The sequence below is a fragment of the Desulfobulbus sp. genome (assembly GCF_030824455.1).
Classification (GTDB): domain Bacteria; phylum Desulfobacterota; class Desulfobulbia; order Desulfobulbales; family Desulfobulbaceae; genus Desulfobulbus.
The window spans coordinates 123,231-149,973 of sequence record NZ_JAVBXR010000010.1 but is presented as its reverse complement, the minus strand read 5'-3'; the positions used below and the strand labels follow the sequence as shown (position 1 = coordinate 149,973).

The 26,743-nt window shown below is 57.0% G+C and carries 25 protein-coding genes; 10 read left to right on the top strand and 15 right to left on the bottom strand.

Annotated features, from left to right (window positions below):
- The first annotated feature begins 8 nt into the window (after positions 1-8).
- Positions 9-683 carry a flagellar brake protein gene (locus RCH93_RS01685; protein WP_306546468.1) on the top strand — a complete coding sequence of 225 codons (675 nt, stop codon included), beginning with the start codon at positions 9-11 and terminating at the stop codon, positions 681-683.
- A gap of 63 nt (positions 684-746) precedes the next feature.
- Here the strand turns inward: RCH93_RS01685 and RCH93_RS01680 are convergent, their stop codons facing one another.
- The gene (locus RCH93_RS01680; RefSeq protein WP_306546466.1) at positions 747-1,694 is read right to left on the bottom strand and encodes a UDP-glucuronic acid decarboxylase family protein; all 948 of its coding nucleotides are present in this window, start codon (positions 1,692-1,694) and stop codon (positions 747-749) included.
- A 209-nt stretch (positions 1,695-1,903) separates the two neighbouring features.
- On the opposite strand from RCH93_RS01680, the gene RCH93_RS01675 reads away from it, so the two are divergent.
- The 3 genes from RCH93_RS01675 (at position 1,904) to RCH93_RS01665 (ending at position 5,546) form a co-directional block, all read left to right on the top strand.
- Entirely contained in the window at positions 1,904-3,382 is a 1,479-nt protein-coding gene (locus tag RCH93_RS01675) for a flagellar hook-length control protein FliK (RefSeq protein ID WP_306546464.1), read from the top strand.
- A 21-nt stretch (positions 3,383-3,403) separates the two neighbouring features.
- On the top strand, positions 3,404-3,706 hold the full coding sequence (locus RCH93_RS01670) for an EscU/YscU/HrcU family type III secretion system export apparatus switch protein (RefSeq protein WP_306546462.1): 303 nt from the start codon (positions 3,404-3,406) through the stop codon (positions 3,704-3,706).
- Positions 3,707-3,914: 208 nt separating this feature from the next.
- The gene (locus RCH93_RS01665) at positions 3,915-5,546 is read left to right on the top strand and encodes an ABC-F family ATP-binding cassette domain-containing protein (RefSeq protein WP_306546460.1); all 1,632 of its coding nucleotides are present in this window, start codon (positions 3,915-3,917) and stop codon (positions 5,544-5,546) included.
- 139 nt (positions 5,547-5,685) lie between these two features.
- Here the strand turns inward: RCH93_RS01665 and RCH93_RS01660 are convergent, their stop codons facing one another.
- From RCH93_RS01660 to fliD, 9 genes are all read right to left on the bottom strand, one after another.
- Positions 5,686-6,114, bottom strand: a complete 429-nt coding sequence (locus RCH93_RS01660) for a single-stranded DNA-binding protein (protein WP_306546459.1) — start codon at positions 6,112-6,114, stop codon at positions 5,686-5,688.
- A 229-nt stretch (positions 6,115-6,343) separates the two neighbouring features.
- Entirely contained in the window at positions 6,344-7,741 is a 1,398-nt protein-coding gene (locus RCH93_RS01655; RefSeq protein WP_306546458.1) for an ammonium transporter, read from the bottom strand.
- Positions 7,742-7,758: 17 nt separating this feature from the next.
- Positions 7,759-8,097, bottom strand: coding sequence for a P-II family nitrogen regulator (locus tag RCH93_RS01650; protein ID WP_306546456.1), 339 nt, complete (start codon positions 8,095-8,097; stop codon positions 7,759-7,761).
- Positions 8,098-8,797: 700 nt separating this feature from the next.
- A complete protein-coding gene (gene flgL / locus RCH93_RS01645) occupies positions 8,798-9,676 on the bottom strand; it encodes a flagellar hook-associated protein FlgL (RefSeq protein WP_306546454.1) in 879 nt (292 codons plus the stop codon).
- A gap of 8 nt (positions 9,677-9,684) precedes the next feature.
- Positions 9,685-11,079, bottom strand: a complete 1,395-nt coding sequence (flgK, locus tag RCH93_RS01640; RefSeq protein WP_306546452.1) for a flagellar hook-associated protein FlgK — start codon at positions 11,077-11,079, stop codon at positions 9,685-9,687.
- 2 nt (positions 11,080-11,081) lie between these two features.
- Positions 11,082-11,447 (bottom strand): hypothetical protein, encoded by a 366-nt coding sequence (locus tag RCH93_RS01635; RefSeq protein WP_306546450.1) that lies wholly within the window; start codon positions 11,445-11,447, stop codon positions 11,082-11,084.
- 18 nt (positions 11,448-11,465) lie between these two features.
- Positions 11,466-12,803, bottom strand: coding sequence for a flagellar hook protein FlgE (locus RCH93_RS01630; RefSeq protein ID WP_306546448.1), 1,338 nt, complete (start codon positions 12,801-12,803; stop codon positions 11,466-11,468).
- Between the two features lie 375 nt (positions 12,804-13,178).
- Positions 13,179-13,889 carry a response regulator transcription factor gene (locus RCH93_RS01625; protein ID WP_306546446.1) on the bottom strand — a complete coding sequence of 237 codons (711 nt, stop codon included), beginning with the start codon at positions 13,887-13,889 and terminating at the stop codon, positions 13,179-13,181.
- Between the two features lie 434 nt (positions 13,890-14,323).
- Positions 14,324-15,610 (bottom strand): flagellar filament capping protein FliD, encoded by a 1,287-nt coding sequence (fliD, locus tag RCH93_RS01620; RefSeq protein WP_306546445.1) that lies wholly within the window; start codon positions 15,608-15,610, stop codon positions 14,324-14,326.
- 274 nt (positions 15,611-15,884) lie between these two features.
- Here fliD and RCH93_RS01615 point away from each other — a divergent pair, with 274 nt between their 5' ends.
- Entirely contained in the window at positions 15,885-16,205 is a 321-nt protein-coding gene (locus RCH93_RS01615; protein ID WP_306546443.1) for a hypothetical protein, read from the top strand.
- A 66-nt stretch (positions 16,206-16,271) separates the two neighbouring features.
- Here RCH93_RS01615 and ppsR read toward each other — a convergent pair whose 3' ends face one another.
- From ppsR to RCH93_RS01600, 3 genes are read right to left on the bottom strand one after another with little or no spacing between them, the layout of a single operon-like run.
- Complete coding sequence (gene ppsR / locus RCH93_RS01610) at positions 16,272-17,123, bottom strand: pyruvate, phosphate dikinase/phosphoenolpyruvate synthase regulator (RefSeq protein WP_306546442.1); 852 nt, start codon at positions 17,121-17,123, stop codon at positions 16,272-16,274.
- 14 nt (positions 17,124-17,137) lie between these two features.
- Positions 17,138-17,398 (bottom strand): hypothetical protein, encoded by a 261-nt coding sequence (locus RCH93_RS01605; RefSeq protein ID WP_306546440.1) that lies wholly within the window; start codon positions 17,396-17,398, stop codon positions 17,138-17,140.
- A gap of 45 nt (positions 17,399-17,443) precedes the next feature.
- Complete coding sequence (locus tag RCH93_RS01600; protein ID WP_306546438.1) at positions 17,444-18,475, bottom strand: NAD(P)/FAD-dependent oxidoreductase; 1,032 nt, start codon at positions 18,473-18,475, stop codon at positions 17,444-17,446.
- Between the two features lie 352 nt (positions 18,476-18,827).
- Between RCH93_RS01600 and RCH93_RS01595 the strand changes: the two genes are divergently transcribed.
- From RCH93_RS01595 to RCH93_RS01580, 4 genes are read left to right on the top strand one after another with little or no spacing between them, the layout of a single operon-like run.
- Positions 18,828-19,565, top strand: coding sequence for a (Fe-S)-binding protein (locus RCH93_RS01595; protein WP_373693241.1), 738 nt, complete (start codon positions 18,828-18,830; stop codon positions 19,563-19,565).
- Positions 19,562-21,037: a LutB/LldF family L-lactate oxidation iron-sulfur protein gene (locus tag RCH93_RS01590; RefSeq protein WP_306546435.1), complete on the top strand. Its 1,476-nt coding sequence runs from the start codon at positions 19,562-19,564 to the stop codon at positions 21,035-21,037. The genes RCH93_RS01595 and RCH93_RS01590 overlap by 4 nt, the downstream gene beginning before the upstream one ends.
- Positions 21,027-21,779 carry a lactate utilization protein gene (locus RCH93_RS01585; protein WP_306546433.1) on the top strand — a complete coding sequence of 251 codons (753 nt, stop codon included), beginning with the start codon at positions 21,027-21,029 and terminating at the stop codon, positions 21,777-21,779. The genes RCH93_RS01590 and RCH93_RS01585 overlap by 11 nt, the downstream gene beginning before the upstream one ends.
- A 58-nt stretch (positions 21,780-21,837) precedes the next feature.
- Positions 21,838-23,214, top strand: coding sequence for an NAD(P)-dependent oxidoreductase (locus tag RCH93_RS01580; protein ID WP_306546431.1), 1,377 nt, complete (start codon positions 21,838-21,840; stop codon positions 23,212-23,214).
- A 226-nt stretch (positions 23,215-23,440) separates the two neighbouring features.
- On the opposite strand, the gene RCH93_RS01575 is transcribed toward RCH93_RS01580, so the two are convergent.
- Both RCH93_RS01575 and RCH93_RS01570 read right to left on the bottom strand, forming a co-directional pair.
- Positions 23,441-24,109, bottom strand: coding sequence for a ferredoxin--NADP reductase (locus RCH93_RS01575; RefSeq protein WP_306546429.1), 669 nt, complete (start codon positions 24,107-24,109; stop codon positions 23,441-23,443).
- Complete coding sequence (locus RCH93_RS01570; RefSeq protein WP_306546427.1) at positions 24,109-24,675, bottom strand: cob(I)yrinic acid a,c-diamide adenosyltransferase; 567 nt, start codon at positions 24,673-24,675, stop codon at positions 24,109-24,111. The genes RCH93_RS01575 and RCH93_RS01570 overlap by 1 nt, the downstream gene beginning before the upstream one ends.
- A 1,101-nt stretch (positions 24,676-25,776) precedes the next feature.
- On the opposite strand from RCH93_RS01570, the gene RCH93_RS01565 reads away from it, so the two are divergent.
- On the top strand, positions 25,777-26,712 hold the full coding sequence (locus RCH93_RS01565; RefSeq protein ID WP_306546425.1) for a CoA transferase subunit A: 936 nt from the start codon (positions 25,777-25,779) through the stop codon (positions 26,710-26,712).
- Positions 26,713-26,743: the final 31 nt, after the last annotated feature.

The window sequence follows — 26,743 nt, the reverse complement described above, 5'->3', positions numbered from 1 at the left end:
ACGGTCAAGTGGCGAGAATCGATAACATACTAGAGGTGATCGGCGACAACGCTTCCACAGTTGTCGATATCCCCGGGAACCAGGAAGAGAATCTTCGCTGCAAGGCCTTGGTGACGAAAAAAGAGTCTCCTGCCTTTGAGCTTGTTTTCCCTCCCAATTCATGGACTGCCGAGGATCTGAAAATCGGCGCCGACTGCAATTTGGCAATCGACCACAACGGAAAAACGATAAATATCATTGCCCGACTTGACGGCGTCGTGGGAGATCGACGCTTACGCTTCACGGCAAGGGAGCCTGTGGCGCCGGAATCGCTGCGCGATTACTTCCGAGTGTCGATCAATACCCCCATTGAAGCGAGTTATATCGCCGGCGCCAAAGAGGTGACTCATCGAACCTGGAAAATGGTTGGCACCACCATCGACCTCAGCGGCAGCGGAGTCTTAGCCGTATTTGCCGAGAAGCCTGCCAGCAACCATCATATCCAACTCGTGATAACGATACCTGATGAAGAAGTCCCTATTGTATGTTTGGCAGACGTGGTGCAGTGCTACAGGATACGCAAAAATCGCTACCAAGTAGCCTTTCATTTCGAAGTCATTCCAACCAAGACCAGAGATCAAATAATTTCCTGCTGTTTCCAAGAGCAACGCCGACAACTCCGGGAAAACGTGCAAACATTTTGAGCCTCTGCGCCCAATGTTGAGGCAACGCCATTACTTGACGCTCCCCGCCTTTTTTATTGCCGCTCAAACACGTTGCTTGAAATAGGCAATAGTTTGCAGCAACCCTTCTTCAAGTGAAACGGTCGGCTCCCAACCAAGTTTTTCCTTGGCCAAAGTGATGTCGGGACAACGCTGACGGGGGTCGTCGGTTGGCAACGGCTGAAGCACCAAAGAAGACCCAGAGCCGGTTAATTCAATGACTTTTTCCGCCAGTTGACGGATAGTAAATTCACCTGGATTGCCGAGATTGACCGGGCCAACAAAATCATCCGGGCTCTCCATCAATCGAACGAATCCATCTATCAATTCAGACACATAACAAAACGATCTGGTTTGACTGCCATCGCCATACAACGTGATGGGAGCCCCCTTGAGCGCCTGAACAATAAAATTAGACACCACTCGTCCGTCGTTGGGGTGCATGCGGGGACCAAAGGTGTTAAAAATCCGCGCGACTTTGATGCGCAACCCATGCTGGCGGTAGTAATCATAAAACAAAGTTTCCGCGCAACGCTTGCCTTCGTCGTAACAGGACCGTGGTCCGATTGGATTGACATGCCCCCAATAGCCTTCCGGTTGCGGGTGCAGTTCAGGGTCGCCGTACACTTCACTGGTTGACGCCTGTAAGATTTTAGCTTTAACTCGTTTTGCCAACCCAAGCATATTGATGGCTCCGTGCACACTGGTTTTGGTTGTTTGCACAGGGTCAAATTGATAATGAATTGGAGAGGCCGGACAGGCTAAATTGTAGATTTCATCGACTTCGACATACAAAGGAAACGTAATGTCATGCCGAATCAATTCAAAATGTGGATCACTGAGCAGATGGAGGATATTGTCTTTTGCGCCGGTGAAATAATTGTCCACACAGAGCACGTCGCTCCCTTGATGTAAAAGATATTCACATAAATGCGACCCCAAAAAACCGGCGCCGCCCGTAACCAGAACACGTTTACGCAGTGAATTCGTCATGACTGTTTCATTCATTTAAGATTTAAAAATCTGCAGCTTGCTTCACGGCGCCAAATCTGCCCAAGGGGAGTCGCAAAACATTTCTTTTATCACTATAGAATACCGATCCATCATAATCAAATCTAAATCCAAACTTCCAGCGTTCACATTGTTCCGTTGTCCGTTCATCAAGCAGGCGTCAAGCACAGCACATCAAATCGGGAGAAACTGTGGAGCCGTTGACCCTTATTACCGAGATACAACCCCTTGCGCCCACCGACCCTAAAAGCGGCAGCCAGCACCAGCGCCTGCCCTTCGCGCAGGGGCAACTGCTCCAAGGGGTCGTCAGCGCACACAATGGACCGCAGCAATTCACCATTGATATTGGCGGATTGCAGGTGGCAGCCGAATCAAACGCGCAATTGCAGGTGGGACAAAAACTTGACCTACAGGTCGCGTCACTCGCTCCACGCATCGAATTGCAGATTGCCGCCCCCAATTCGGTCAATCAACGGATCAACGCCTCAGTCCATCTGCTTGGCCAGCAGGCGGCGATACTTCCAGAGATCCTTAACCTAGCGACTGAAGCGCAACAACTGCCGCACATCAGCGCCACGGCCCAAGAAACGCTTCAATTGTTTGGCGACACCCTTGCCAAAACTCCCGGAAGCGGCTCTGCGACGACGCTTCCTTTGATCGCGCAACTTCTCGACAAAGCAACAATGGCTGCGAGCGCTGCGAACAACGCCAGTTCGCCTGCGGGGGTCAACAACGAAATTGGCAGCCTGCTCAAACAGTTGGCCGCATCTCCAGCACTCTCGCCTCAACTAGCGGCACAAGCGTCACAACTCGCCGCCGTTTTTGCACCTGCAGCCGATCAGGAAGCCATTGCTCATACAGCGCTTTCCGGAGCAACCGCTCGTCTCCTGGGCCAATCAGAAGAGGCCGTCCCAAACGCGGCGCTCTTGCAGACACTTTTCCAACAATTAACAACGACGATTCAGGACAACGCCCCCCTGCCGGCCACCCATCCCCTGCGGCAACTGCTCGCGTTTTTGGGTCAAGTGCCGGGCGCAAGCAGCCCCGAATCGGCCAACCAGCCCAGCGGCCCACAACTCGAAACCATCTTCAATCGACTGGGCATGAACCTGGAGCGCCTCCTGGCGTCCAACAACCGGGAAGAAGCGGTCCAAACCCTGAAATTCGCGTTGTTGGAATTGTCGCAACAGGCGGCGGCAACCGAGAAAAGCACGACCCAAGCCGACCAGTTAACCAAAACCATCGAACTCTACCAGTTGCTTCAAATACGACTGTCTGGAGATGCCGTTCTCTTTCAACCGCTGCCCTTTTCCTTTCTCCAACAAGGGTATCTGCTCGTCGACGCCGATCAAACCAAGGATCAGGAGCAAAATAACGACGGCAACCGGTCAAAAACCGCGCCAAACGTTGCCCTGCACCTGCAACTAGAAGGACTCGGCAACATGGAAATCGACATTCGCCAAGACAACGACCGGATAGCCGTCCGGTTTTTGACTGAGGATACGGAGCGAGCCCACTATATGGCTGGATTTCGTGATGAACTCAAACAATGGCTGACTGCCGGAAACCTGGAATCCGTCCAGTTTCTGACCGGCGCCAAGGATCCGACCAAGGTCTTGTTGGAAAAACTGGTCCACGGCGTGACCGGCATGATCGACGCCAGGGCCTGAAACACATCGAGCGCGCACTGTATGACCACGGAACAACCCAGAGCTAAAAAAGCAGTCGCCCTGCTCTACGATCAAAACAAATCCGCCGCGCCGAAAGTCGTGGCCAGCGGGTCCCATTTAATCGCCGAAAAAATTATCGCCACGGCAAGAGAAGCCGGGGTGCACATCAAAGAAGACAAGGATTTGGTGGAAATGCTCGCCAAGATTCCGATCGGCGAAGAAATACCTGCTGATTTGTACCAGACCATTGCCGAGGTGCTGGCCTTTGTCTACTCGGTCAACAGCATGTACAAACAAAAGAAAGTCGCAAAAGAAGCTCTTTGAGGCAAGCAGCCGGACCTTAAACGGGTTGCGCCGACACTGCCGGGAAAACGCTGAAATCTGTTTTTCCGCTTCATTTTTTACCCGTTTCAGGGTAGGTTCCCTTTTCTTTTATTATCGCCGCTCATTTTGATCGGCAATCCCCGGCGTATCCCGGTCAAGTCACGATAAAATTTTCGTGACCGTCTCTCTTTTCACAGGAAGTCACAGCATGCTCCAAGCAACCAATATTGCGCTTTCCTATGGCAAGCGTGTCATTTTTAAAGACGTCAACATTAAGTTCACCCACGGCAACTGCTACGGCCTCATCGGCGCCAACGGCGCGGGCAAATCGACCTTTCTCAAGATTCTTGCCGGACAAATGGACGCCGACAAAGGCGAGGTCTCCATCGATCCCAAGGAACGGATCGCCGTACTCCAGCAGAACCAGTTTGCCTATGACGAAGAAACCGTGCTCGATACGGTCATCATGGGGCACCGACGACTCTACGAAGTCAAGATGGAGCGCGAAGCCCTGTATGCAAAACCGGAACTTTCCGAGGCTGACGGCATGCGCTGCGGCGACCTGGAAGTGGAATTCGGTGAGATGAACGGCTACGAGGCGGAATCCGAGGCCTCGGTGCTGCTCAGCGGCCTGGGCATTGCCGAGGAGATGGGCCATTTGCGCATGAAGGAACTGGACGGTGGCGACAAGGTGCGGGTGCTCTTGGCCCAGGCCCTGTTCGGCACCCCGGACATCCTTCTGCTGGACGAGCCGACCAACAACCTGGACGTTAAATCCATCGCCTGGCTGGAAGAATTCCTCATCCGCTTTACCAACACCATTATCATCGTCTCCCATGATCGGCACTTCCTCAATCAGGTCTGCACCCACATGGCGGACATCGACTTTGGCCAGATCCGGGTCTTTGTCGGCAACTACGATTTCTGGTACCAGGCCAGCCAGCTGACCCTGCAGCAAAAACAAAACGAGAACAAAAAGACGTCCGCCAAGGTCGCGGAACTCAAGGAATTCATCCAGCGCTTCTCCTCCAACGCCTCCAAGGCCAAACAGGCCACTTCGCGCAAGAAACTGCTGGACAAGATCAACATCGAGGACATGCCGGTTTCTTCGCGCAAATACCCTTTTATCTCGTTCAAGCCGGAACGGCCCTGCGGCAACGTCATCCTGGAAGTCGACAACCTCTGCAAGACCGTCGAAGGCGTCGAAGTGCTGAAAAACCTCACTTTTTCGGTCAACAAAGGCGAAAAAATCGCCTTTGCCGGCCCCTACAGCCTGGCCAAGACCACCCTGTTTCAAATTCTAACCGGCGAACTGGAACCCGATTCCGGCACGTTCCGCTGGGGCCAGACCATCACCAATTCGTATTTCCCTAAGGAAAACAGCGCCTTTTTCGGCAACAACCTGACCCTGATCGAGTGGTTCAGCCAGTTTATCCCTGTGACCGAGGGCGAAAACTACTCACGCGGTTTTCTCGGACGGATGCTGTTTTCCGGCGACGAGGCCCTGAAAAAGACCCATGTGCTGTCCGGCGGAGAAAAGGTGCGCTGCATGCTGGCCCGGATGATGCTGGCCGGGGCCAATGTGCTGATCCTGGACGAACCCACCAACCACCTGGACCTGGAGTCGATCACCTCGCTCAACAACGGGTTGATCGCCTTTCCCGAAGTGATTCTTTTTGCCTCCCACGACCACGAATGCGTGACCACGGTGGCCAACCGGATTATTGAAATCGGCCACAAGGGCGTGATCGACAAGATGATCAACTTTGATGACTACCTGGCTGACGAAACGCTTGCCGCCCAGCGCGAGGCCATCTATCACCACGACAAGCGACGATAAGCCGCCCTTCTCAAGCGTTGACCGGCGCGCCCCCTGCCCTGCAGCGTTTTTGTCGGCAGGCGGCGCCATAAAAAAAACAGCCCGTACAGATCAATGATCTGTACGGGCTGTTTGCGTACCGACACGACAAGGCCGCAGATTAAAAGGGAACGTCGTCTCCCATGGGCGGGGGCTCGGGGAAGGAATCGGCTCCGTACCCCTGGCCCGCTCCGCCGTACTCGCCTCCTCCTCCGCCGCCGCCGGCTCGCGGCGAAAGCATCTTCATCTCGCGGGCGATGATCTCGGTGGTGTACCGGTCGTTTCCGCTCTTATCCTGCCACTTCCTGGTTTTCAGAGACCCTTCAACGTAGACCTTGGAGCCTTTGGACAGATACTCGCCGCAGATTTCGGCCAATCGCTTCCAGGCAACAATGCTGTGCCATTCCGTCTGCTCCTGCATCTGACCGTCCTGCCCCTTCCAACGCTCAGTGGTAGCCACGCGAAAGGTTGCCACCGGAGCGCCGCTCTGAGTGTAGCGAAGCTCGGGATCAGCGCCCAAATTGCCGATTATAATTACTTTATTAACCATTGTTCACCTGCGGGTAAGAGTGCTGCCAGAGGAACTGGCAAACTGTTTGGAGCCATTTTTTTCGCGGCAATGATAAACCAATTGCCCGGTTATTGCAAAACTTGTTGCAGGGAATTTTTCTGCGCGGCGCCGGAAGCCAGGGTGCAGGGCAAAGGCGGCTCATATAAAAAAAGAGCGGACGCCCCACAAGGGACGCCCGCTCTTTTGCTGGTTGTTGAGGCCGAAGCGCTCAGTGGTGATAGGCAGACTCGCCGTGGCTGATGGTGTCCAGACCTTCGCGCTCTTCTTCTTCGGTCACCCGCAGGCCGATGGTCATGTCGACCAGCTTGTAGGCCAGGAAGGAGACAACGCCGGACCACACAACGGTTGTGCCAATGGCCCACAACTGGCTGGTCACCTGGGTGGCGATGGAATAATCGGCCACCTTGTTGGCAACGTAATCGTACACGCCCACGCCGCCCAGAGCCGGATCAGCGAAGATGCCAGTCAGCACTGCGCCCAGCATGCCGCCTACGCCGTGGACGCCAAAGACGTCCAGAGCATCGTCAGCGCCCAGCATCCGCTTCAGACCATTCACGCCCCAGAGGCAGACGATGCCGGCCAGCAAACCAATCACCAAGGCGCCGCCGATGCCAACCCAACCGCAGGCAGGAGTGACGGCGACCAGTCCGGCAACCGCGCCGGAAGCTGCGCCCAGCATTGAGGGTTTGCCCTTGAGCATCCACTCGGTAAAGGTCCAGGAGAGGGCTGCAGCCGCAGTGGCCAGCATGGTGTTGCCAAAAGCCAGGGCCGCCAGGCCGGTTGCTTCCAGATTGGAGCCGGCGTTAAATCCAAACCAACCCACCCACAGCAAACAGGCGCCGATCATGGTCATGGTCAGGCTGTGCGGAGCCATGGATTCCTTGCCGTAACCAACGCGCTTGCCTACCATGAAGGCTCCGATCAAACCGGCGATGGCTGCGTTGATGTGGACAACGGTGCCGCCGGCAAAGTCGATGGCGCCCTTCTGGAACAGAAAGCCGGCGGTTGCGCCTGCCTTGAGGGCGGCGTCGGCGTCGGTGTAGGCGTCAGGACCGGCCCAATACCACACCATGTGGGCAATGGGCAGGTAGGCAAAGGTGAACCACAAGGCGATAAAGGCCAGCACTGCGGAAAATTTCATGCGCTCGGCAAAGGCGCCGATGATCAACGCCGGGGTAATGGCGGCAAAGGTGGCCTGGAAAAAGGCGTAAATCAATTCCGGAATCACCACGCCCTTGCTGAAGGTGGCAGCCACGGCGTCAACGCCAACGCCCTTGAGCAGAATCTTGCTGAATCCGCCGAAGAAGGCGTTGCCTTCGGTGAAGGCCACCGAGTAGCCGTAGAGAACCCAGAGCACAACGCACATCGAAAAGACGGTGAACACCTGCATCAGCACCGACAGCATGTTTTTGCTGCGCACCAGACCGCCGTAAAACAGGGCCAGACCGGGAATGGTCATCAGGGTGACCAGCAGAGTGGAAACGATCATCCAGGCGGTGTCGCCCTTGTCCGGCACCGGGGCGGCCGCATCGGCAAAAGCGGGCACTGCACAACCGACAGCCAAAGCGGCCAGCGTCAACGAGAACAAAACAGTAGATTTTTTCATGGATGGCTCCTTTTGAATCACAGTGCTTCCGGACCGGTTTCGCCGGTTCTGATGCGCATTACATGTTCCAGATCAAAGACAAAGATCTTGCCGTCGCCGATTTTGCCGGTATTTGCGGCCTTTTTGATGCCCTCAACCACCTGCTCAAGCTGGCTGTCGTCAATGGCCACCTCGATTTTCAATTTCGGCAAAAATTCGATCACATACTCGGCTCCCCGGTACATCTCGGTATGCCCTTTCTGACGCCCGAAGCCTTTCACTTCGGTCACGGTGACGCCTTTCACGCCGAGCGCGGTCAGACTTTCCCGCACCTCGTTCAACTTGAAGGGTTTGATTATCGCACTGACAAATTTCATAGGTCACTCCTTTTTTGGCAACTGTTCAGCGTCTCCGCCCTGCCATAATGGTTGAAACTTTTATCGGCACAACCCGATACACTTGTCGATGAAACCAGAAGCAGGCGCTGCGGGACAACCATTGCCCCATTGGTTCCGCTCCCGATTTCACAAAATTTCCCAGCATCGCTGGCAATGCCTGTCCGGGTTACCCCCTGGTCTCCCGCAACCGGCAAACATCCCTGAACCGTTTTTGCTTTTTCGTCTCCCCCTGTTTGCTGTTGTTGTTCTGCATGCAACCCATGGTGCAGGGATGGTATGTAGCATGCTTTGACAAAAGCAATGGCGGCGCCATTTTAGAGTTAAAATTAAAAACTCATTATTTCATACACATATATAAACAAACGCCATTTCCCGGCACAAGCCACATCAGTCACGGCGCAGTGTTGTAATTTTTTTTAAATATAATTTACAAATATGTTTAAAAATATGCAAAAAGGAAGAATGGCCGCCGATTATGAACCACAGCGACAAAAGAAGACGCGCCAAGTATGACACAATGGGAAGGAATCGAAGAAAAACAACAAAATTGCCCCCGCCTGAAGCGGCAGCGAGCACGACGGCAGACGGCATTGAGGCGGTCAATCAGTCGTCGCGACCTGCGCGACCGGCCCCTTGCCGGGATTGAAAGATACGGTGTTTTCCACCAATTCAAAAGTAGTTACAGATAATCCATCAGGCTCAAAGACGACACCCTAGCGGTAACCTGCATGGTGGCCTCCAGCGACAGCTCCATTTTGGCGATCTCGGACAGCACCTCTGTAAGATCCGCATCCTGGTGTCGGGAAAGGGTGGATTCCACCTGCAGCAGCGCATTTTCGTGCATGCTGACCATGTCGTCCATGCGGGCGCTGGTGTTGCCCAGCGAACTCTGCTGGGTCCGAACCTGATCGGCCGCATCCTCCAAAGGGGTCAGCTGAGCGGAAACATTGGCGCTGTCGCCGCTGGCCAGGGCGGTTTGGAGGTCCTCCAAGGCGGTAAACAGGTTGACCGGACTCATGAACAGTTCTTCGCCGGCGATGTTTTTGGCGACAGTGGCGCCCGGGCTAATCTCAATCATCTGATGATCGCTGGTGCCGTTGTAGACAACCGGAGTGCCTGAAAAAGGCAGGGTTTGATCGTTGTAGCCGGCAAACAGGTATTTGCCGGCGACCTGGGTGTTGGCCAAATCAAGCAGTTCGTCCTGCAACTGACTGACCTCGTCGGCATAGGTGGCCTTGTCCGATGCCGACAAGCTGTCGTTGGCCCCGGCCACTGCAATCTCCTTGGCCCTGGTCATCAATTCCTCCACAGAATTGAGGTAGATCTCCGAGGTGGAAAGGTTGTCCTGCACATGTTTGCAGTTTTCGACATAGCGCTCGCCCTTAACCAAATCCGAGCGGCAACTGACGATGGAACCCACCGCCGAGGGATTGTCCGAGGCCTTAGCCACCTCCTCGCCGGTCGAAGATTTGATGTACAACTGATTCAGGGTTGTCGACGTCGTGCTCAGATTGGCTTGCAGGGAGCGATAGGTGGTGGCGTTTCTGGTGATTATCATGGCAAACCTCACATTTGCAGCAGGGTGTCGAGCATTTCCTTGACCACGGAAATATAGTTGGAGGCGGCTTCATACCCGGACTGGTACTGGATCAGCAGCACCATCTCCTGGTCGGTGGACACGCCGGAAACCGAATCGCGTTTAGCGCTGAGTTCATCCATCAGGTCGGAGCTGGCGCTCAGCCGCTGTTCATTGCTGCTCACCATCAAACCGGCGTTGGCGGCGATGCGGGCGTATTCTTCGCTGTAGGTTGCGCCGTCGATGCTGGTGGTCTCGCGCAGGGCCGCCATGTCAATGCTCAAGCTGTTGTCGGCGGTGGTTCCTGTGACGCCGGCGGCGATCAGGGCCGGATCGTCGAAATCGACCGCGATGGAGGCGGCCGCACCGTCCCAGGCGTCGGCCAGGGGGTCGGTTGGAGCCGTCAGGGTGAACAAATCTCCCGCAGGATCGCCGTTCTGATCAATGCCGCTGCTGGTTGCAATCAGGCTGTTGACGTCGGTGGCGATGGTGTACGCCAACCGGTCGATGTCGCTCTGAAATTCAGGGATCGTAACGTCCCGGACCTCAAGCCACCCCTTGAGTTCGCCGCCGAAATCCTCGTGATCAAGGGCAAACGTGGTGGCGCCGCTGGTGAGACTGATCTGGGTCAGGCCGTCGACCTTGCTTGTGGAAAACGAGGACGCCACATTGCCGGTAACCAACGGCAGGCCATTTTGCAGCTGCAGACAGACCATGCCATTGTCGTCGTTGTAGCTGGCGGCGCCACAGGTTTCGCTCACCTGCTGCACCAGCAGATCGCGCTCATCGCGCAGGGTGTTGGCGTCGCCGCCGGCCAGCTCGGTCTGCATAATCGACTGGTTGAGGTTGGCGATCTGTTGCAGTTGGTCGTTGAGATCCGGAATGGTTGACTCGACGCTGGTGTTGATGCTGTCGACCACATCGGCCAACTGCTGGTCGATCTGCTGAAAATGCAGGGCCAGATCGCCCGCCTCCTGGACCACCTGTTGCCGCTCCGCTGTGCCGGAGGGGTTGGTGCTCAGTTCTTCCCAGGCGTCGAAAAAACTGTCGATGTCGCCGGCAAGGCTCGAATCGCTGATGTCAAGAATCTGTTCAATATCGGCAAGCGGCGTGCTGGCCGCCTCGTACTCGCCGTAGGTGGCGCTCTGGGCAACCAACTGCTTGGTGATGAAGCCGTCGCTGGCCCGGTCAATCGAATCCACCGAACTGCCGGTGCCGTAGGTCAACCCGCCTTGAGTGAGCGGCGTGGTGCTGTTGACGTTGGCGACCTGACGCGAATATCCGGTCGTGCCGGCGTTGGCAATGTTGTTGCCGGTGATCTGGACCGCAGTCTGGCTGGTAAAAATGCCGCTGGCTCCAGTATACAGCGAGGTGATCAGACCCACGGTCAGACGCTCCTATTCAGCAGACGGGGGCCGGCGCCGATGGCCAGCGAACGGCCATGAGCGGCATAGGTCAGGGCCAGGCGACGAAAGACGTTGTCTTGCAGACGGCGGATCAGTTGCAACCCCGATTCCAGCAACATCCGGTTGCGTTCGTTGTTGACCTTGATGGTGTTGATCAAGCCCGCGCTTTCGTCGTCGACGGCCTGCCCAGGCTGATGCAGCGCTTTGAGCAATTGGGTTTTCTCCTGCTGAATGTCGTCCAGTTGGCCCATCCGCAAGTGGGTAATGGCCTGGCGCTCCCGGACCAGCAGCGTGTTCAAAGCTTGGAGGCGGGTGTTGAGAGGCGTGTTGTCCTTGTTTCTGTTCATGATCCGCTAGCTCCGGTTTTATCGTTTAAGATTGAGCAGTTCCTGCAGCATTTCGTCGGTGGTGGTGATCACCCGGGAGTTGGCGGTGTAGCCGTTCTGAATGGTGATCAAATCAACAAATTCCGTGGCCAGATCGACGTTGGAAAGCTCCAGCGCCTGGGTGATCAACGTGCCCTGCGATGAGCCGGGATAGCCGATGGTCGGCGATCCCGATTCCCCGGTCTGCGAATAGAGACTGCTGCCAGCCGCGTCCAGGCCATTGGGGTTGATAAAGGTGGCCAACGAAATCATCGCCACCGGGATGGTCTCGCCGTTGGAGTAGACGGCGCTCACCGTGCCGTCGGCGGCAATGTCGACGTCGGTGACCTCGCCCGAGGCATAGCCGTCCTGGTCCTGGGAAAACACGGTGGAGTCGCTGTCAAACTGGGTGGTGTCAAAGGCATAGGTCAGGTTTTGCGCTGCCGAACCGTTGTCCCAGGTGATTGACGAAATGGTGGCGGAAGCGCCGGTCACGAGATTGCCGTCGGCGTCAAACTCCAGGGTCCCGGAACCTATTTCCTGTAAAACGCCGGCGGTGCCGCCCACGTCGTCGCCGTCCACAGTCAGATGCCAATCCCACTCCTGATCGGCGGTTTTGGAAAAATAGCAGGTGAGCAGATGGGAGGTTCCCAGCGAATCGTAGACGGTGGTGGTGGTGGCGTAGTTGGAGGTGTCTTCAGGCGAGGTGATGGAAAAGGTGGACAGGACGTCGGAATTGGAGTCGAGATTGGTTTGCAGGGTGACGTTTTCGGTTTGCTTAGCCTCAATCTGAGAAACCAGATCCACCTGGATGTCGCTGAGATTGCCGCTGGCCAGCAGTCCGTCGGCGTTGTAGGAAGACCCCTGAACCCGGTAGCCGTCGGCCGTGACCAGGTAGCCTTCGTCGTCAAAATCGAAATTACCGTTGCGGGTATAGAGATTGGTGGCGCTGAGCGGATCGCTGACGATAAAAAAACCGCTGCCCTCAATGGCGATGTCGGTGCCGCTGTCCGTGGACTCAAATCCGCCCTGGCTGTAGTTGGTCTGCACCGTCTGCACCTGGGAACCGCGCCCAACTTGGGAGTTGCCGCTGGAACTGGCGATGTTGGCGGCGAGCAAATCGGAAAAAACAGTTGAACTGCTTTTGAATCCTGTGGTGTTGCTGTTGGCAATGTTGTTGCCGGTGACGGTCATCGCCTGCGAGTTGCCTTGCAGACCGCTGATCGCTGTATAGAGCGCGCTGGAAAGTCCCATTTCCCCTCCGATGAAACGATGCCCGCTGTCGGCTTCCCGTGCCGGGATACCGATTTTCGGCGTCAGTTCCAATGACGTGGTCAACGAAAAACGTTGACCGTAAGCGCGTCCGTGCAGCAACGCTCTCCGTCCTGGAGAGCAACAACCTGAGCCAAGAGACCAGCACTCGCTACGGTGAGCGCCTGGGTCTCTCTGCAATGGTTATCGACCAGAGAGCACTGCCATTTTTATTGCAATTACGTAACGTTAATTAATGTTACGCTGAATTTTCGTCTTAATAGTCTGCATGTGTAACAGCATGTCGAAACCTGCGCCGACACGGGCAAAAAAAAACGGCAACCCAAAAAGCAGGGTTGCCGCAGCGCTTCAAAACGGACGTTTGTTCAAACTATGGCGAAATCAACGGCTCCTTGGGCGAGGAATGGAAGACGAGGGAGGGACGCAGGAGGCAACAAAGGCTCAATGTTCGGCGGCAAACAGATAGCCGGAACCGCGCACAGTTTTGATCATCGGGGCCAGGTTGGGATACGGGGCCATCTTGGATCGGATGCGGGCGATGTACATGTCGATGGAGCGGTCATAGCCGTTGTACTCGATGCCAAACACCGCCTTGTAAAGTTGGTCGCGATCCAGGGTGGTGCAGGCGTTTTTGGCCAAATGCCAGAGCAGATCGAATTCCCGAGAGGTAAAAGGCAATTCTTCGCCCAGGTAGGCGGCGCGGCGCAGACCACTGTTGATCTCCAGGCCGTTGAAGAGAAGATTGGCCGGGGCGGTGCGCTGATCGTTGCGCCGCAGCAAGGCGCGGATGCGGGCCAGCATCAACAGATGATTCACCGGCTTGACCAGCAGATCGTCCACCCCCTGTTCATAGAGCAGCACCTGCAGCATCTCGTCGATGTCGTCGATCAGCAGCATCAGCAGGCCGGTGTAGACCGAACGAATACGCGGAAAGGTCGACAGCTCTTCCAGGGAGAATCTACCCGAATCAACGATCAGCAGGTCGGCTTCCTTGGGCGTGTAGCCATCGGAAGAGACGAGGCGCCTTTCCCGCAGCCGGACGGTAAAATCTTCTCGGACCAGGGCGTCGACCAGGGGCCTGGCGCCTTGTTCGTTGTCGGTGAGTACAATAATGGAACGGCCGGGTTCCTTGTGAGGCAAAGGGTGGGACATGGCGGGAGGACCAGAGTTGCGCTTACGCTTATGTTAGAGAGACTTTTCAAGAACTACGCCCAGAGACAAACAACGCGCCGAGGCGGTTCAGCGCCGACCGCAGCGCCCTCTCTTGTATCGGCCATAGGTTCACTGTGCACTGTTAAGAGAAGGTCAAGGCTTGGAAAAGTTAGGTAAATCGGGAGAGGCCGCAAACAAAGGCTTGCGCGTGAAAAGCCGATTACCTTGAGAGAATTATACGAAGCTGCTGCGAGAAGTTCTGTAAAGTGATCGTTAAGCTGTGCAAAATAACGTTACAAACAAAGCGGCAACAGATGGGGGGGATGCAATCGTTGCGGCGGCAACAGAGAGCGCAACGCAAACAGCGGGGCAACGACGCTGGCGTCGCCCCGCGTTAACATGGGTGAACATTGCTTCTGACCAATCGCAGCGGGTCAGGAGGACGAATTATAATCCTCAAAAAAGCTGGTTAAATAATCGCCCTGCGAATTGAGACTGCTAATCAGGGTTTCCATGGCGGAAAACTGGGCCTCCAGCATTTCCTGCCGCTTTTCCAGTCGGGTTTCCAGGGCACTGATCCGATCATCCAGATCCGAAATCTGTTTTTCAATGGTGGTTTCCTTGGTCACTAAAAATCCGCTGGTTGAGTCAAGCTGATCCGTCAAATATTCGTCTAGTCTGCTCATAATGCCCTCGTTGTCGTCGTCTCCCACTAAAGCAATCTTGATCGCGTCGGCATCTTCGTCATAGGCTTCACTGAAGACGTCTGTATCAAAGGTCAGTTCTCCGGTTTCATAATCCGAGGCAACGCCAAGCGAAAGAAAAGTGCTGTCGGTCAGGTAGCTTCGCAGGTTGCGTTGCACCATTTTCATGCTGCTGCCTAAAGAGGAATCGGATGCGGAAATGGTGCTGATATAGGTGTTCACCGCGTTGTAGGCGTCCACCAGCTCCTGCACCTGGGTGGAAATCACGCTTTCGGCGTCGGATTCAAGCGTGACGTTGTCGGCGCCGTCATCACTCTCCGCCAACAAGGTGATGGTGGCCCCATTGATGGCGGTGGTCACCGTATTGCTTGCGCTGTAATAATCGATCCCGTCCACCACCAGATGCGCCTTGGTTGCTTCAACCGTGTGTCCGTCGGTTGCGGTGTCCAACTCGATGCTGCCGGTGCCGGTGATCGCAAATTCCTCGCCGGCGGTGTCGGCGGTCAGCATCAGGCGATATCCGCTGCCCGTGCCGTCATTGATCAGCGAGGCGGTGACGCCATAGTCGCCGTCGTTGACCAGCTCCACCAGCTCGCTCAGAGTGACGTCGTCATAATCCAGGGTCTCCTCTCCAATCTGCAGAGAACCGCTCAAGCTGGTGGTGTCGGTATCGGCAACATAGTTACTGCTGACGTCCTTTTGCTGCTGAGCGAGGCTGACGATTTCCACCGAATAGGTCCCGGCGTCGGCCAGACTGGTCGTGCTGACGGTGAAATACTCCGATCCGTTGTTGGTCACCTCAAACGAGTTCAGATCGTTTTCATTGTTCAACCCGGTGACCGAGGCGTAAAAGCTGTCGAGCAAGGTGTTGAACTCGGTGTAGGTGTCGAGCTTGGTTTCCAGATATGTCTGGGTGTCCTCCATCGTGGTGATGGGGGTGCGCTCCAACTCAATGATGGATTCGACAATCGAGGCGGTGTCGATTCCGCTGGCCAACCCTGAGAATGTCACCGACATGACGTTCACCTCCTTTGCATGTGTTTCCCCTTTCGACAGAGCATGGTTTCACATTGATTATCGCCCTTTATGAGCGTCTTTTTTATAGCTATACGGTCAAACCTGCAGCTGTTGCGTCATGGAACTGAAACAATACATTTCATATGTAACGCCAGGTTGCAATTAGCCCCGAATGGCTTCAAGCGCCGGAGCAGAAAAGGGGAAAACGGTCAAGGAGGGGAGCGACAGACAGCGGCACGAATGCTGCCTCGCGTCAAAGATGCAATGTCGTCAGATGATGAAAGGACGCGGCGCGAAACTTGCCCGCGAAGAGCAAGCAATGCGTCAAAATCTGGGGATCAAAGGAAAGCGGGCCAGCGCAAGAGAGACAATGCGCTGGTTTGGGCTTGATTGCGTCACGGGAGGCGTCAGGCGAACCGGCAAAACTTCCCTGTGTTTTCAAGAAGAGTCTGCGGAAGATGGATTGCGCAACAAGCGCTTGGTCGAGGAAAGGTTGAATCGGCCCGTCCTACAAAGAGGGGCCAGGATTGAAAAGAATGCGGACTCCGCCCTTCGAGGCGCGGGGCGGGGTTGCATCCATGCCGATGCCGACTGAGCCGCCCCTGCGGCGATGGCGCAAGGACACGGCCTGGCTGTCAGATTGCCGTCAGCCGGCCTCTCATCAGGATCGCCCGGACACGTCGCGCGAGCGCGCGTTCGGTCGGCTCTTCCGCGCCAGACCGATGGCCTGGATGGCTTGAACCGCAATTTCCTCGATGGAGCGTCCTTCCACGTTGAGCACCTTGAGATTGTGCTGCATGTAGAGTTGCTTGGCCTGTTGCAGTTCGCGGGTGCAGTTGGCCAGGCTTGCATAGGTGGAGCCGGCGTAGCGTTTTTCGCGAATGGTGTGCAGGTACAGGGGCGAGCAGGTCAGCCCCACCGCCCGTTTGCGATTGCGGACGATTTCCTTGGGCAGTTCGTGCTTGTTGAGATGGTCGTCGGTCAGGGGAAAGTTGGCGGCCTTTAATTCCATGTGGGTGGCCAGGTAGATGCTGACCGGGGTTTTGCCGGAACGGGACACGCCGATCAGAATAATTTCGGCCTCATCGTATTCCGCCGGTCGGGTGCCGTCGTCGTGCTCCAGGGAAAAATGGATGGCGTCGACCCGCTTGTCCATCCTGGAGATGGTGAAATGGCGGGAATACCCAGGCTCCCGCAGAGCTTTGGCGTCCAGCGCTTTTTCCAGCAGTTCCAGGGTATTGAGGAAAATATCGAAAAATTTGACTTCCGGACAGTTGAAGACGTCCCGGGTTTCCTGATCCATGATGGTGCAGAAAACCAGTGGCCGGCTGCCGTCGGATTGCTGGAGAATGTGGGCCAGCGCCTTGCGGGCGTCGTCGGGGGTGTAGATGAAGGGAATTTTTTCCTCACGAAAACGGATTTCCTGAAACTGGGCCAGCAGGGCCTTGCCCATGTCTTCGGCGAGGATGGCGGTGGATCCGGAAACGTAATACACGTCTTGAGTGGTGGGCATGGCGCCTCAGCGGGTTATTTTTGTTTATGGCAGAACAGGCAGCGGTATTTAGGCGGATGATTTTCCGGCAGCGGCGCTTCTTTTCCCGGCGCATGGCAACTTTCGCACGATTTTTCCGCCTCTTTCTTTTTCATGGTCATAAATCGGGCATGGTTCTGATCATGGGGCAGGTGCGAGGTGGTTTCAGGAGGCGCATACCAGAGGAAAAGCAACAATGCGGCGCAACCAATCAGAAACAACGCATTATACAGAAGATGTTTGTGTTTGGTGATCATAGGGTCCAAAGGAAAAGGTGGAGGGGCAGCGCCCTGAAGGATTCCCTAATCTGCCATTTCCAGGCTGTGAAAATCAATAATTTTCATGCGTAAAAAGAGCACCAGCGCTTCCATCAGCGGCCCACAGAGACGGGGAGCGTTGCCCGCAAAGGTCGCAACCCGGCTATGCCGGCAATGTTTGTGGGCCAGCGTTTTCAGCTCAGGCGCGGAATAGCGGGGGTCAAGAATCATCCGGGCAACGGCCTGACCCGAAACCAGGGCCGGATAGATGCCCTCGCCGGTGAGCCCGGACGCCAAACCGGCGGCGTCGCCGACCAGCCATCCCTGGGCAAAACGCACCCCGCGATAATCAAAGTTGACCAGGCCGGCGCGCAGCGTCTGCGCATCCAACCGCAAACCCTGTCGATCCGCCCAGAGCAGCAGCCGCTGTTTCAGCCGCTGGGCCGTGAAGTGGCGGCAATCACCGTAGGCCCCGATGGAGGCGACCTCGCAATGGGGAAAAATCCAGGCGTAGCCGGAACCAAACAGGGGGGCGTCCAGATGCCACTCCATGCGGGGATGGGCGCCTGGCGCCATGCAGTTGAGCCCCAACCCCATCGCCGTGGTCGACAGGCCCAAAAAACGGCGCACCACGCTGTTGGAACCATCTGCGCCCACCAGATGTTCAAAGGTCACGGTCAACCTCTGCCCATTGTCCCGTTCCATCGTTGCCCGGTTGGCCGCAAGCTCCGCAACCCGGGCACCGCTGAGCAGGGTAACGCCGGCCTCGGCCGCCTGGCCGGCCATCCATTCTCCAAGCCGCTGCCGGTTGATTGTGGCGATGATGGGATTTTTCTCCGCCACCACCAACCGCTGCCGGGGGGTGACAATCAACTGTTCGGGAAACTCCCGCTCGATCAACGACGGCGGCACGTGTTTGATCAACCCGTGCCAGGTGATGCCGCCGGCGCAGACCTTGGGCCCGACCACGGGTTTCCGTTCCGCCAGCACCACCCGCGCGCCGTTTTGCGCCAGCATGGTCGCGCAGGCAAGCCCTCCGGGGCCGCCGCCAACAACCAGAATTTCCGTCTGCTCCATACTCTCCTTTGCTCTCTCCGGCGGGCCTCACAGCATACAAGCATTGTTGTTTCGGCCCGATAAACCGTCTTCAGGCCTGCCCGGTCTCCAATGAAAAAACAAGCACAGCCAGACCAGGCGGGGTCAACGAAAAATCCCGGCAGGGTTCAGGCGCCCATGGGGCAATAACGCCGCAATCGCGCTTTGCCTGATTTTTCCTCTTTGCTGATGAACATGGAGTGGTATAACAGCCGAGCAGCTCCCTTTCTTAGAAGGTTCCATCGACGGACGCAAGCACTTTACGCAGGCGATTTTCCGTGTGCCGCCAATCCAGCGGGAACGCCCGACTTTCCCGCCCAGTTCCCTTGTTCGTATGCCCGCAGCCACAGTGACCCTGTTTGTCCAATGTTTGGTGGACGCCCTGTATCCGGAAGTCGGCGAGGCCATGGTCCAGGTCTTTGATCGTCTCGGCGTGCCGCTGCTCTACCCCGAAGCGCAGACCTGTTGCGGTCAGCCGGCCTACAACAGCGGCCACCACCGTGAGGCGGAGGCTGCGGCACGACGGTTCATTGATCTATTCGAGGATGCCGAGGCCATTGTCTGCCCCTCGGGTTCCTGCGTGGCTATGGTCCGACGCCACTATCCCGAACTGTTTGCCCACCAGCCGATCATGCGCGAACGCGCCCTGCAGGTGGCGCGCAAAACTTTTGAGTTCAGCGAATATCTGGTTGACGTGCTTGGCGTCGTCGATCTGGGCGCCGCCTTTTCCGGGATTGCAACCTATCACGATTCCTGCCATCTCGCCCGCACCCTGGGCATCCGCGAACAGCCCCGGCAACTGCTGCGCCACGTGCAAGGGCTCTCGCTGGCGGAAATGAACAATAGCGACGCCTGCTGCGGCTTTGGCGGAACCTTCAGCGTCAACTATCCCGAAATTTCCCTGGCCCTGGTGGACGACAAAATCGACAACATTCTCAACAGCGGCGCCGACATCGTGGTGGGCTGCGACGTCAGTTGTCTGATGAATATTCGCGGCCGCATGAGCCGACGCGGCGAAAACCTGCGGGTGCTGCACCTGGCCCAGGTGCTGGCCGGCGAGGAGCGAGCGTGAAGCTTGGCCAAGATGGCGATTATGTTGCGGCCGCCCGCGAAGGCATGGGCAACCCTTGCCTGCAGGGCAGCCTGCGCAGTTTGCAGGCCCGCTACGGCAAAGGGGCGCTGGACGTCTGGAAAACCCTGCCCGACCCCAATCTGCGCAGCCGGGTCAAGGCGCGGCGGATGCAGACCCTGGCCCATCTTGACCGGGTGCTGGAGCTGCTGAGCCAAGGCGTTGAGGCCAGGGGCGGCCAGGTGTTTTTCGCCGACAACGCAGAGGCGGCCAATGGATATATTCTCGATTTGGCAAGAAAACGCGGCGTCAAGCGGGTGGTGAAGGGCAAGTCGATGCTGTCGGCCGAGATCGGCGTTGACGCGGTGCTGGAGGCAGAGGGGATTGAGGTGGTGGAAACCGATCTCGGCGAGTTCATCGTCCAGATCGCCGGCAGTTCAGCCTCGCACATCATCGCCCCCTGCATCCACATGGATCGCCGCCAGATCGGCCGTCTCTTTGCCGACAAGCTCGGCATCCCCTACAGCGAAGATCCGCCGACCCTGACCCAGGCGGCCCGCAAAGCCCTGCGCGAAAAGCTGCTCACCGCCGACATGGGCTTGACCGGCTGCAACATCGCCTGCGCCGAAACCGGCCAGATCAGCCTGGTCTCCAACGAGGGCAACATTCGCATGGCCTCCACCATGCCAAAATTGCATGTCGCCCTGATGGGCATGGAGCGAGTCGCCGCCACCCTGGAGGATCAGCGCGAGCTGCTCCAGTTGCTCACCCAGGGCGCGGCCCTGCAGAAACTCTCCACCTACGTCAGTTTTGTCGGCGGGCCACGACGTAAAGGCGATCCGGACGGCCCCGAGGAATTCCATCTGGTGATTGTCGACAACGGCCGCTCGCGCATCCTGGCGGATCCGGAATTTCGCGAGGTGTTGGCCTGCATCCGCTGCGGCGCCTGCCTCAACATCTGCCCGGTGTATGGCCGAATCGGCGGCCACGCCTACCATTCGCCCTACAGCGGCCCCATCGGCGCGGTGGTGACGCCGCTACTGCACGGGATCAACCGTCACGCCGACCTGTGCAAAGGCGAAACCCTGTGCGGAGCCTGCCGCGACGTCTGCCCGGTGGAAAACGACCTGCCCCGGATGCTCGTGGCCCTGCGCTGCAAACTGGCCTATGGCGACCCCGGCTGGGGAGTGCGGCCGCACAATCGCTTGGAAGCCCTGGGGTTCAAAATTTGGGGCCGCATCGTGGGCCACAGCCGTTTGTATGCGGCCATGCTGACCATTGCCCGCGCCCTGCAACGCCCCTTTGTCGGGCGAAACGGGATGATTGGCCCCCTGCCCGGCTTGAAAAACGGCTGGACCGCAGGCCGCGATTTGCAACCCATGGCTGAGCAATCCTTCCGGGAACGGTGGCGCGCGCGCCAGAACAACAACCCTGCCACGGCCGACAACAGCCGGGAGACGCGGCATGGACGATAAGCGCACCGCCTTTTTGGACCGTGTCCGTATGGCCGTTCAAGACAGCGAAGAGACGCGCATTGCCTGGAGCGAATTGCTGGCCCCCTGCGACGACTCCGCCCGTTTGAACGCTTTTGCCCAGCGCGGCCCTGACGAACAACAAATTCTGCTGCAGACGCTGGTCGAACAGGCCAGCCTGCTGCACCTGCAAACCCACCTCTGCCCGACCCTCGACCAAGCAGCCCAATGCATTGCCGAAATTACCCTAACCAGCGCGACTGAATTCACCGCCGAACCGGCGCTCATCCTCCACGATCATCCCCTGCTGCGCGCCCTGCCCTTGCACGCCCAGGCGGCGATCAACCACACCCCAAGGCACTGGACCGGCAACCGCGATCCGGAAGTTCGCAACCGCACCCTGGCCGCCTCCATCGGCGTCACCGTGGCTGACTGGGCCATCGCCGAATCGGCAACCATTGTCCAGATGACCCGGCCAGGCCAGCCCCGGTCCACCTCGCTGGTTCCCTCCATCCACATCGCAGTGCTGTTGCTGTCCCATCTGACCGCCAATCTGGCCGAGGCCTACGCCTTGGTCCGCCGCGAGCAGAACTGCGACTCCTGGACGCTGATTTCCGGTCCCTCCAAGACAGCGGACATCGAGGCCGTGATGGTGCATGGGGCCCACGGTCCCAAGGCTATGCATCTGGTTGTGGTGACCGAGCCGGTTAACGATGCGCACGCTGGTTTCGCTGTTGCCAGTTGACTCCAATCCTGCTAATAAACAGGAATATTTCTCAATTCAAGCCCCCAAGGTTGCAGCTATGAACATCAGGGAACAACTGGCCATCCCCCGGCAATTGCCGCGCGAACTCAATCCAGACGAACGGCTCGACAACTTTGACGAGGTGTCCAAGGGGTTTGACGAACCAACCGCCCTGATCGAGGCGCAACGCTGTCTGCAATGCCGCAAGCCGCTCTGCGTGATGGGCTGCCCGATCGGCAACGACATCCCCCGCTTCATTGAACTGCTGCGCGAGCGCAAATTCGAGCAGGCCTACTGGACCATCCGCGAAACCAGCTCCATGCCCTCGATCTGCTCGCGGGTCTGCCCGCACGAGTTCCAGTGCGAAGGGGCCTGCATCCGGGGCAAAAAGGACGCGCCAGTGGCCATCGGCCTATTGGAACGGTTCCTCGCCGACTGGATGATCATCAACGGCAAAAACCTGTCGCCCAAGTGCGCGCCAAAAAACGGCGTCAAGGTCGCGGTCATCGGTTCCGGCCCAGCGGGCATCACCGTGGCTCACGCGCTCTCGCACAAGGGCTACAGCTGCACCGTGTTCGAATCGTTGCCGGTCTTCGGCGGCATGCTCAGCGTCGGCATTCCCAACTACCGGTTGCCGCGCAACATCATTGGCGCCGAGCTCTACGCCCTGCAGCAATGCGGGGTCAACGTCAAAACCGGAATTACCGTGGGCCAGGACCTGACCCTTTCCGAACTGCGCGATCAGGGCTACGCCTCGGTGTTCCTGGGTATCGGGGCCTACGAAAGCCGCAGATTGGGGCTGGCGGGAGAGACGGAAACCCAGGGGGTGATGTCCGGGGTCGATTACCTGGGACAGGTGCTTACCGGACGCGAAATAGCCCTGGGCGACAAGGTGGTGGTGGTGGGCGGCGGCAATGTGGCCATCGACGTGGCGCGGGTGGCTTTGCGCTCCGGCTGGAAGGAGGTGTCCATCCTCTATCGTCGCACCCGGGAGGAGATGCCGGCCTCGGCCATGGAGGTGCATCATGTGGAGGAAGAAGGCGTTGCCCTCACTTTCCTGGCCGCTCCAACCAGGATTTTGGCAACCGACGGCCGCCTGACCGGCGTTGAATGCATCCGCATGCAGCCAGGCGAACCCGACGCATCTGGCCGACGCGCGCCAACGCCCATTGAAGGCTCCCAATTCATAATCGAGGCAGACGCCCTGATTGCGGCCGTGGGCCAGAAGGTTATTCCGGTGCACGACGAAACCGTGCCGGTGGCCATCACCCCGCGCGGCACCTATGTGGTCGATCCGGTCACCCTGCAAACCAGCGTTGAATGGATCTTTGCCGGCGGCGACACCGTGCTCGGTCCGCAGACCGTGGCTAAGGCCGTCTGCCAGGGGCTGGACGCCGCTGAATCGATGCACCGCTACATGCAGGGTTTGATCTGACCCCTAGGCCCAAGAGGAGAGCCTATGTCCTCCCTACCGCCGAAAAGCTCAAAAATCCTGCGTCATTCCGCTTCTAAATCAAGCGAAGCATGATGCACAGCGCAAAACATCGCCGACGAAGGCTTGTCATATCGAACGAAGTGAGAAATCTCGAACCATAACGAAATTTCTCCTCGCTGTGCTCGTCGACAAAGCAGCGTGCTTCACTGTTGCAATGGAAATGAAATTAGCTGTAGGCCTCGCTGTAAATGCGCGTGCCTGGATAATGCTGATCAAGGATGTGGGTCATGTCATGGATCATGGCCCTGGCGCCGCAGAGGTAGAAATCGTAGAGCCCCGGTTTGATATGGCGATCAACATAGTCGGTGACATAGCCCCGATGCAGATCAAGGAGCGCTGTTCCCGGCCTGATCGCGCCGGACAGACAAGGGATGTAGCGGTTGGCCGCCAGGGTCAGTTCTCGCCGATACAACAGCCCGGACACTTCCCTCGTGCCGTGAATGAGGGTGAATCCGGTGACGCCGGCCGCGGCCATGGCGACAAAGGGCGCAATGCCCACGCCGGTGGCCACGAAATAAACCGGTCGATCCGTTGGACGGTAGATCAGGTATCCCTTGGCCTTGCTTATCCCCAGCAAGACGCCCGGCGCAAGCTCGCCCAAGGCGTTGCTGAGCGCGCCGCCGGCAACGCGTTTGATTAAAAACCGCAGCTCCGGCGTCTTCGGCGGCGAGAGGATGGTGTACTCCCGCTCTTCCCCCCCGTACGAAAGCGTAACGTGCTGGCCGGCAACAAACTGGAACCCTTCCGGACGACTGCAAATCAACTCAAAGGTCTCGCTGTTGAGCCGAACATGCCCCAGAACGGTGGTTACATGCGGGAGAGCCTCCGACCGCATTATTTCTTCCACGTCTTGTCTGCGGTCCCCAGCGCCTGATTCAGATACCGAGCCAGGACAAAGAGATAGTCGGACAAACGGTTGAGATAGACCTGGATGGCCGCCAACTCGCCGTTGCCGCCGCTGGGGGAGGCCTCGATCAATTCGGTCAACCGTCGCTCGCAGCGCCGACAGACCGTGCGCGCCACATGGGCCCAGGCGGCGACCGGTTGTCCGCCGGGCAGAATAAATTCCTTGAGCGCCGGCAGCACCTCGGAAAGGGCGTCGATGCGATTTTCCAAATCCTTGGAGACGTTGACCGGCAAGGCAGTGAGGTAGCCGGTGGCTGAGGAGTCGGGCGTGGTGGCCAACCAGGCGCCGGCGAGAAACAAATGGGATTGCATGCCTTCCAAATCGTCGCGGACAGCCTGCTCTCCTTCGGGAAGCAAGGCGGACACAACCCCCAGCATTGAATTGAGCTCGTCGAGATCGCCATACGCCTCAATGCGGATATGGTGTTTGGGCACCCGCTCGCCTGAGAAAAGGCTGGTTTTTCCTTTATCGCCGCCGCCAGTGTACACTTTCATCCGAGTACTCCTTTGTATGTTATAATTGCCAGGCATACGCCTTGTTCACGCGCCAAGGAATAAAACAGACTACAGAAAAACAACTCGCGCGTCCCGCAAACAGGACTGTTGGTGAAGACGCGGCATTGATGACAGGCGCACGCGTGTTGACGAGAGGCGCGCCAAGGGGCGCGTTGCCGGAACCACACAACAGCAGCATGATGCGTCGGCACGGATCAGAAATCGGGCCGCTCACCCTTTAAAAACGGTGTTGTACACGAAAAGCAAATTCGCGACAATATCGTATCTCACTAAATCAAAACTATTTTTCAATCATAGCCCAACATTTGGCAAAAGCAGACCAGCCCCTGACCTGCGGCATCGTGCTGCCCTGGCGCAAGCCAAAAAAATCAATTTTGAACCATTGTTAATTAACTCTCTATTTTACCGGCGATTACCTATGAATATCCATTCATTCCCAGTTCATCTATTTTTTTTTGCTGTTGACAAAAAGGCTAATCTCAAATAGGAAAACGCTAACTTTTAGTTAATTAGTTTTAGCTTGTTATTGGTTTTTCTCAGTCGGACCTGGGTGACGATTTCCCTGGAAATTGTTTTTTACATTTTTTTGCCTGCGTCATTGTCGCCCACGGCGTAGGGTTGAAAGCAAGAAAGAGGTAGTAAAGAAAAGAAATTCAGCTAAGGTCGTTTTCAGGGCAGCATCAGAAAGCGGCTTGTTTTTCCCTTGCAATAACTTCTCCGCCAACGCTCCGCATGGTCTGGCGGGAAGAGCAAATCATCTGTACATATCCCGATTTGGTCGGGGTAGAACCATTTGAGGAAAATTGGCTCAATATATGGCGGAAACAACATTCATAGCTGCAGCATATCGGTGTCGATCGAGTCGAAAAAAAGGCCGGCGAAACTACTCAAGATAATTGAGTTGTTTCCCGGTCTTTTTTTTGTATAGGGGGATCCCGGACGGCCACATGGTGGCTGCTGGGCAACAAAAACGCTTGATAAACAGGAAGAGGTAGCAAATTGGAAAATAGCGCTAAAATGTTCTGGACAGGTTTATCACCCGATGAAGCGAGGGAAGCGCTTGTCAACAAAGACAAGTCCATGAAAGATAAACGGATGACCTTGAAAGAGGCCGTTTCCCGCTTTGTCAAGAATGGGGACAACGTCGGCATCGGCGGGTTCGTCAACGTTCGTCAGCCTGTCGCCATTTGTCACGAAATGATCCGCCAAGGTTTCAAAGATCTTACCCTCTCCTTTCAATCAGCAGGTATGGCTCCGGAGCTTCTCGCCGGCGCTATGATTGCAAATCCCGACAAATTCTCCATCAAGAGAGTGGAGCTGGCCTACTGGGGGCATGAAGCCTTTGGTTTGTCCCCGGCGTGGCGCTACTTGGCCGAGCGTGGTTTGATTGAATTTGAGGACTGGAGCAACTACAACATGTCGGCTCGTTTCAAAGCCGGCGCCATGGGACTGCCTTTCATTCCCACCCGCGGTCCGCTGGGCGGCGACATTAAAAACACCAGCCGCACCAAAATCATGGATTGTCCGTTCACCGGACGACCGATCGCCCTCTTGCCGGCGAGCAATCCCAACGTGGCGCTCATCCACGTGCAGGCCGCCGACATGTACGGCAACTGCATCATCCGCGGCACCGACGCCACCTGCGCTGAAATCGCCATGGCCTCCGCGCACACCATCGTCACCTGCGAGCAACTGGTCTCCCACGATCTGCTGACCAGCAATCCGAAGGACATCATGATACCCTTCCCGGCTGTCGACGCCGTCATCCAGGTTCCCTACGGCGCCTATCCGGGCGCCTGCCGTCGGCACTACTGGTTCAACGGCGACCACGTCCGCCAGCTCCTGGGCTGCATTGCACCGATGTGCAAGGGCGGCGCCCCTGACGCACTGAAAGCCTACTACGACGAAAATATCTACGGAGTCGAGTCATTTGAGGACTATATTGCAAAGATCGGAGTGAAGCAACTGCTGGCGGACAAGGCGGCCGAGGCTGTGCATTGCGAGCGTCTCGTCTGATTCCAAGACGAGAACATCTTTACTGTATTGA

Bases quoted from the DNA above. Each gene is read 5' to 3' on its own strand.
- RCH93_RS01680 (WP_306546466.1), bottom strand. From the start codon at position 1,694: ATGACGAATTCACTGCGTAAACGTGTTCTGGTTACGGGCGGCGCCGGT.
- RCH93_RS01670 (WP_306546462.1), top strand. From the start codon at position 3,404: ATGACCACGGAACAACCCAGAGCTAAAAAAGCAGTCGCCCTGCTCTAC.
- RCH93_RS01665 (WP_306546460.1), top strand. From the start codon at position 3,915: ATGCTCCAAGCAACCAATATTGCGCTTTCCTATGGCAAGCGTGTCATT.
- RCH93_RS01660 (WP_306546459.1), bottom strand. From the start codon at position 6,114: ATGGTTAATAAAGTAATTATAATCGGCAATTTGGGCGCTGATCCCGAG.
- RCH93_RS01655 (WP_306546458.1), bottom strand. From the start codon at position 7,741: ATGAAAAAATCTACTGTTTTGTTCTCGTTGACGCTGGCCGCTTTGGCT.
- RCH93_RS01650 (WP_306546456.1), bottom strand. From the start codon at position 8,097: ATGAAATTTGTCAGTGCGATAATCAAACCCTTCAAGTTGAACGAGGTG.
- flgL (WP_306546454.1), bottom strand. From the start codon at position 9,676: ATGATAATCACCAGAAACGCCACCACCTATCGCTCCCTGCAAGCCAAT.
- RCH93_RS01635 (WP_306546450.1), bottom strand. From the start codon at position 11,447: ATGAACAGAAACAAGGACAACACGCCTCTCAACACCCGCCTCCAAGCT.
- RCH93_RS01625 (WP_306546446.1), bottom strand. From the start codon at position 13,889: ATGTCCCACCCTTTGCCTCACAAGGAACCCGGCCGTTCCATTATTGTA.
- fliD (WP_306546445.1), bottom strand. From the start codon at position 15,610: ATGTCGGTGACATTCTCAGGGTTGGCCAGCGGAATCGACACCGCCTCG.
- RCH93_RS01615 (WP_306546443.1), top strand. From the start codon at position 15,885: ATGATGAAAGGACGCGGCGCGAAACTTGCCCGCGAAGAGCAAGCAATG.
- ppsR (WP_306546442.1), bottom strand. From the start codon at position 17,123: ATGCCCACCACTCAAGACGTGTATTACGTTTCCGGATCCACCGCCATC.
- RCH93_RS01605 (WP_306546440.1), bottom strand. From the start codon at position 17,398: ATGATCACCAAACACAAACATCTTCTGTATAATGCGTTGTTTCTGATT.
- RCH93_RS01600 (WP_306546438.1), bottom strand. From the start codon at position 18,475: ATGGAGCAGACGGAAATTCTGGTTGTTGGCGGCGGCCCCGGAGGGCTT.
- RCH93_RS01595 (WP_373693241.1), top strand. From the start codon at position 18,828: ATGCCCGCAGCCACAGTGACCCTGTTTGTCCAATGTTTGGTGGACGCC.
- RCH93_RS01585 (WP_306546433.1), top strand. From the start codon at position 21,027: ATGGACGATAAGCGCACCGCCTTTTTGGACCGTGTCCGTATGGCCGTT.
- RCH93_RS01580 (WP_306546431.1), top strand. From the start codon at position 21,838: ATGAACATCAGGGAACAACTGGCCATCCCCCGGCAATTGCCGCGCGAA.
- RCH93_RS01575 (WP_306546429.1), bottom strand. From the start codon at position 24,109: ATGCGGTCGGAGGCTCTCCCGCATGTAACCACCGTTCTGGGGCATGTT.
- RCH93_RS01570 (WP_306546427.1), bottom strand. From the start codon at position 24,675: ATGAAAGTGTACACTGGCGGCGGCGATAAAGGAAAAACCAGCCTTTTC.
- RCH93_RS01565 (WP_306546425.1), top strand. From the start codon at position 25,777: ATGAAAGATAAACGGATGACCTTGAAAGAGGCCGTTTCCCGCTTTGTC.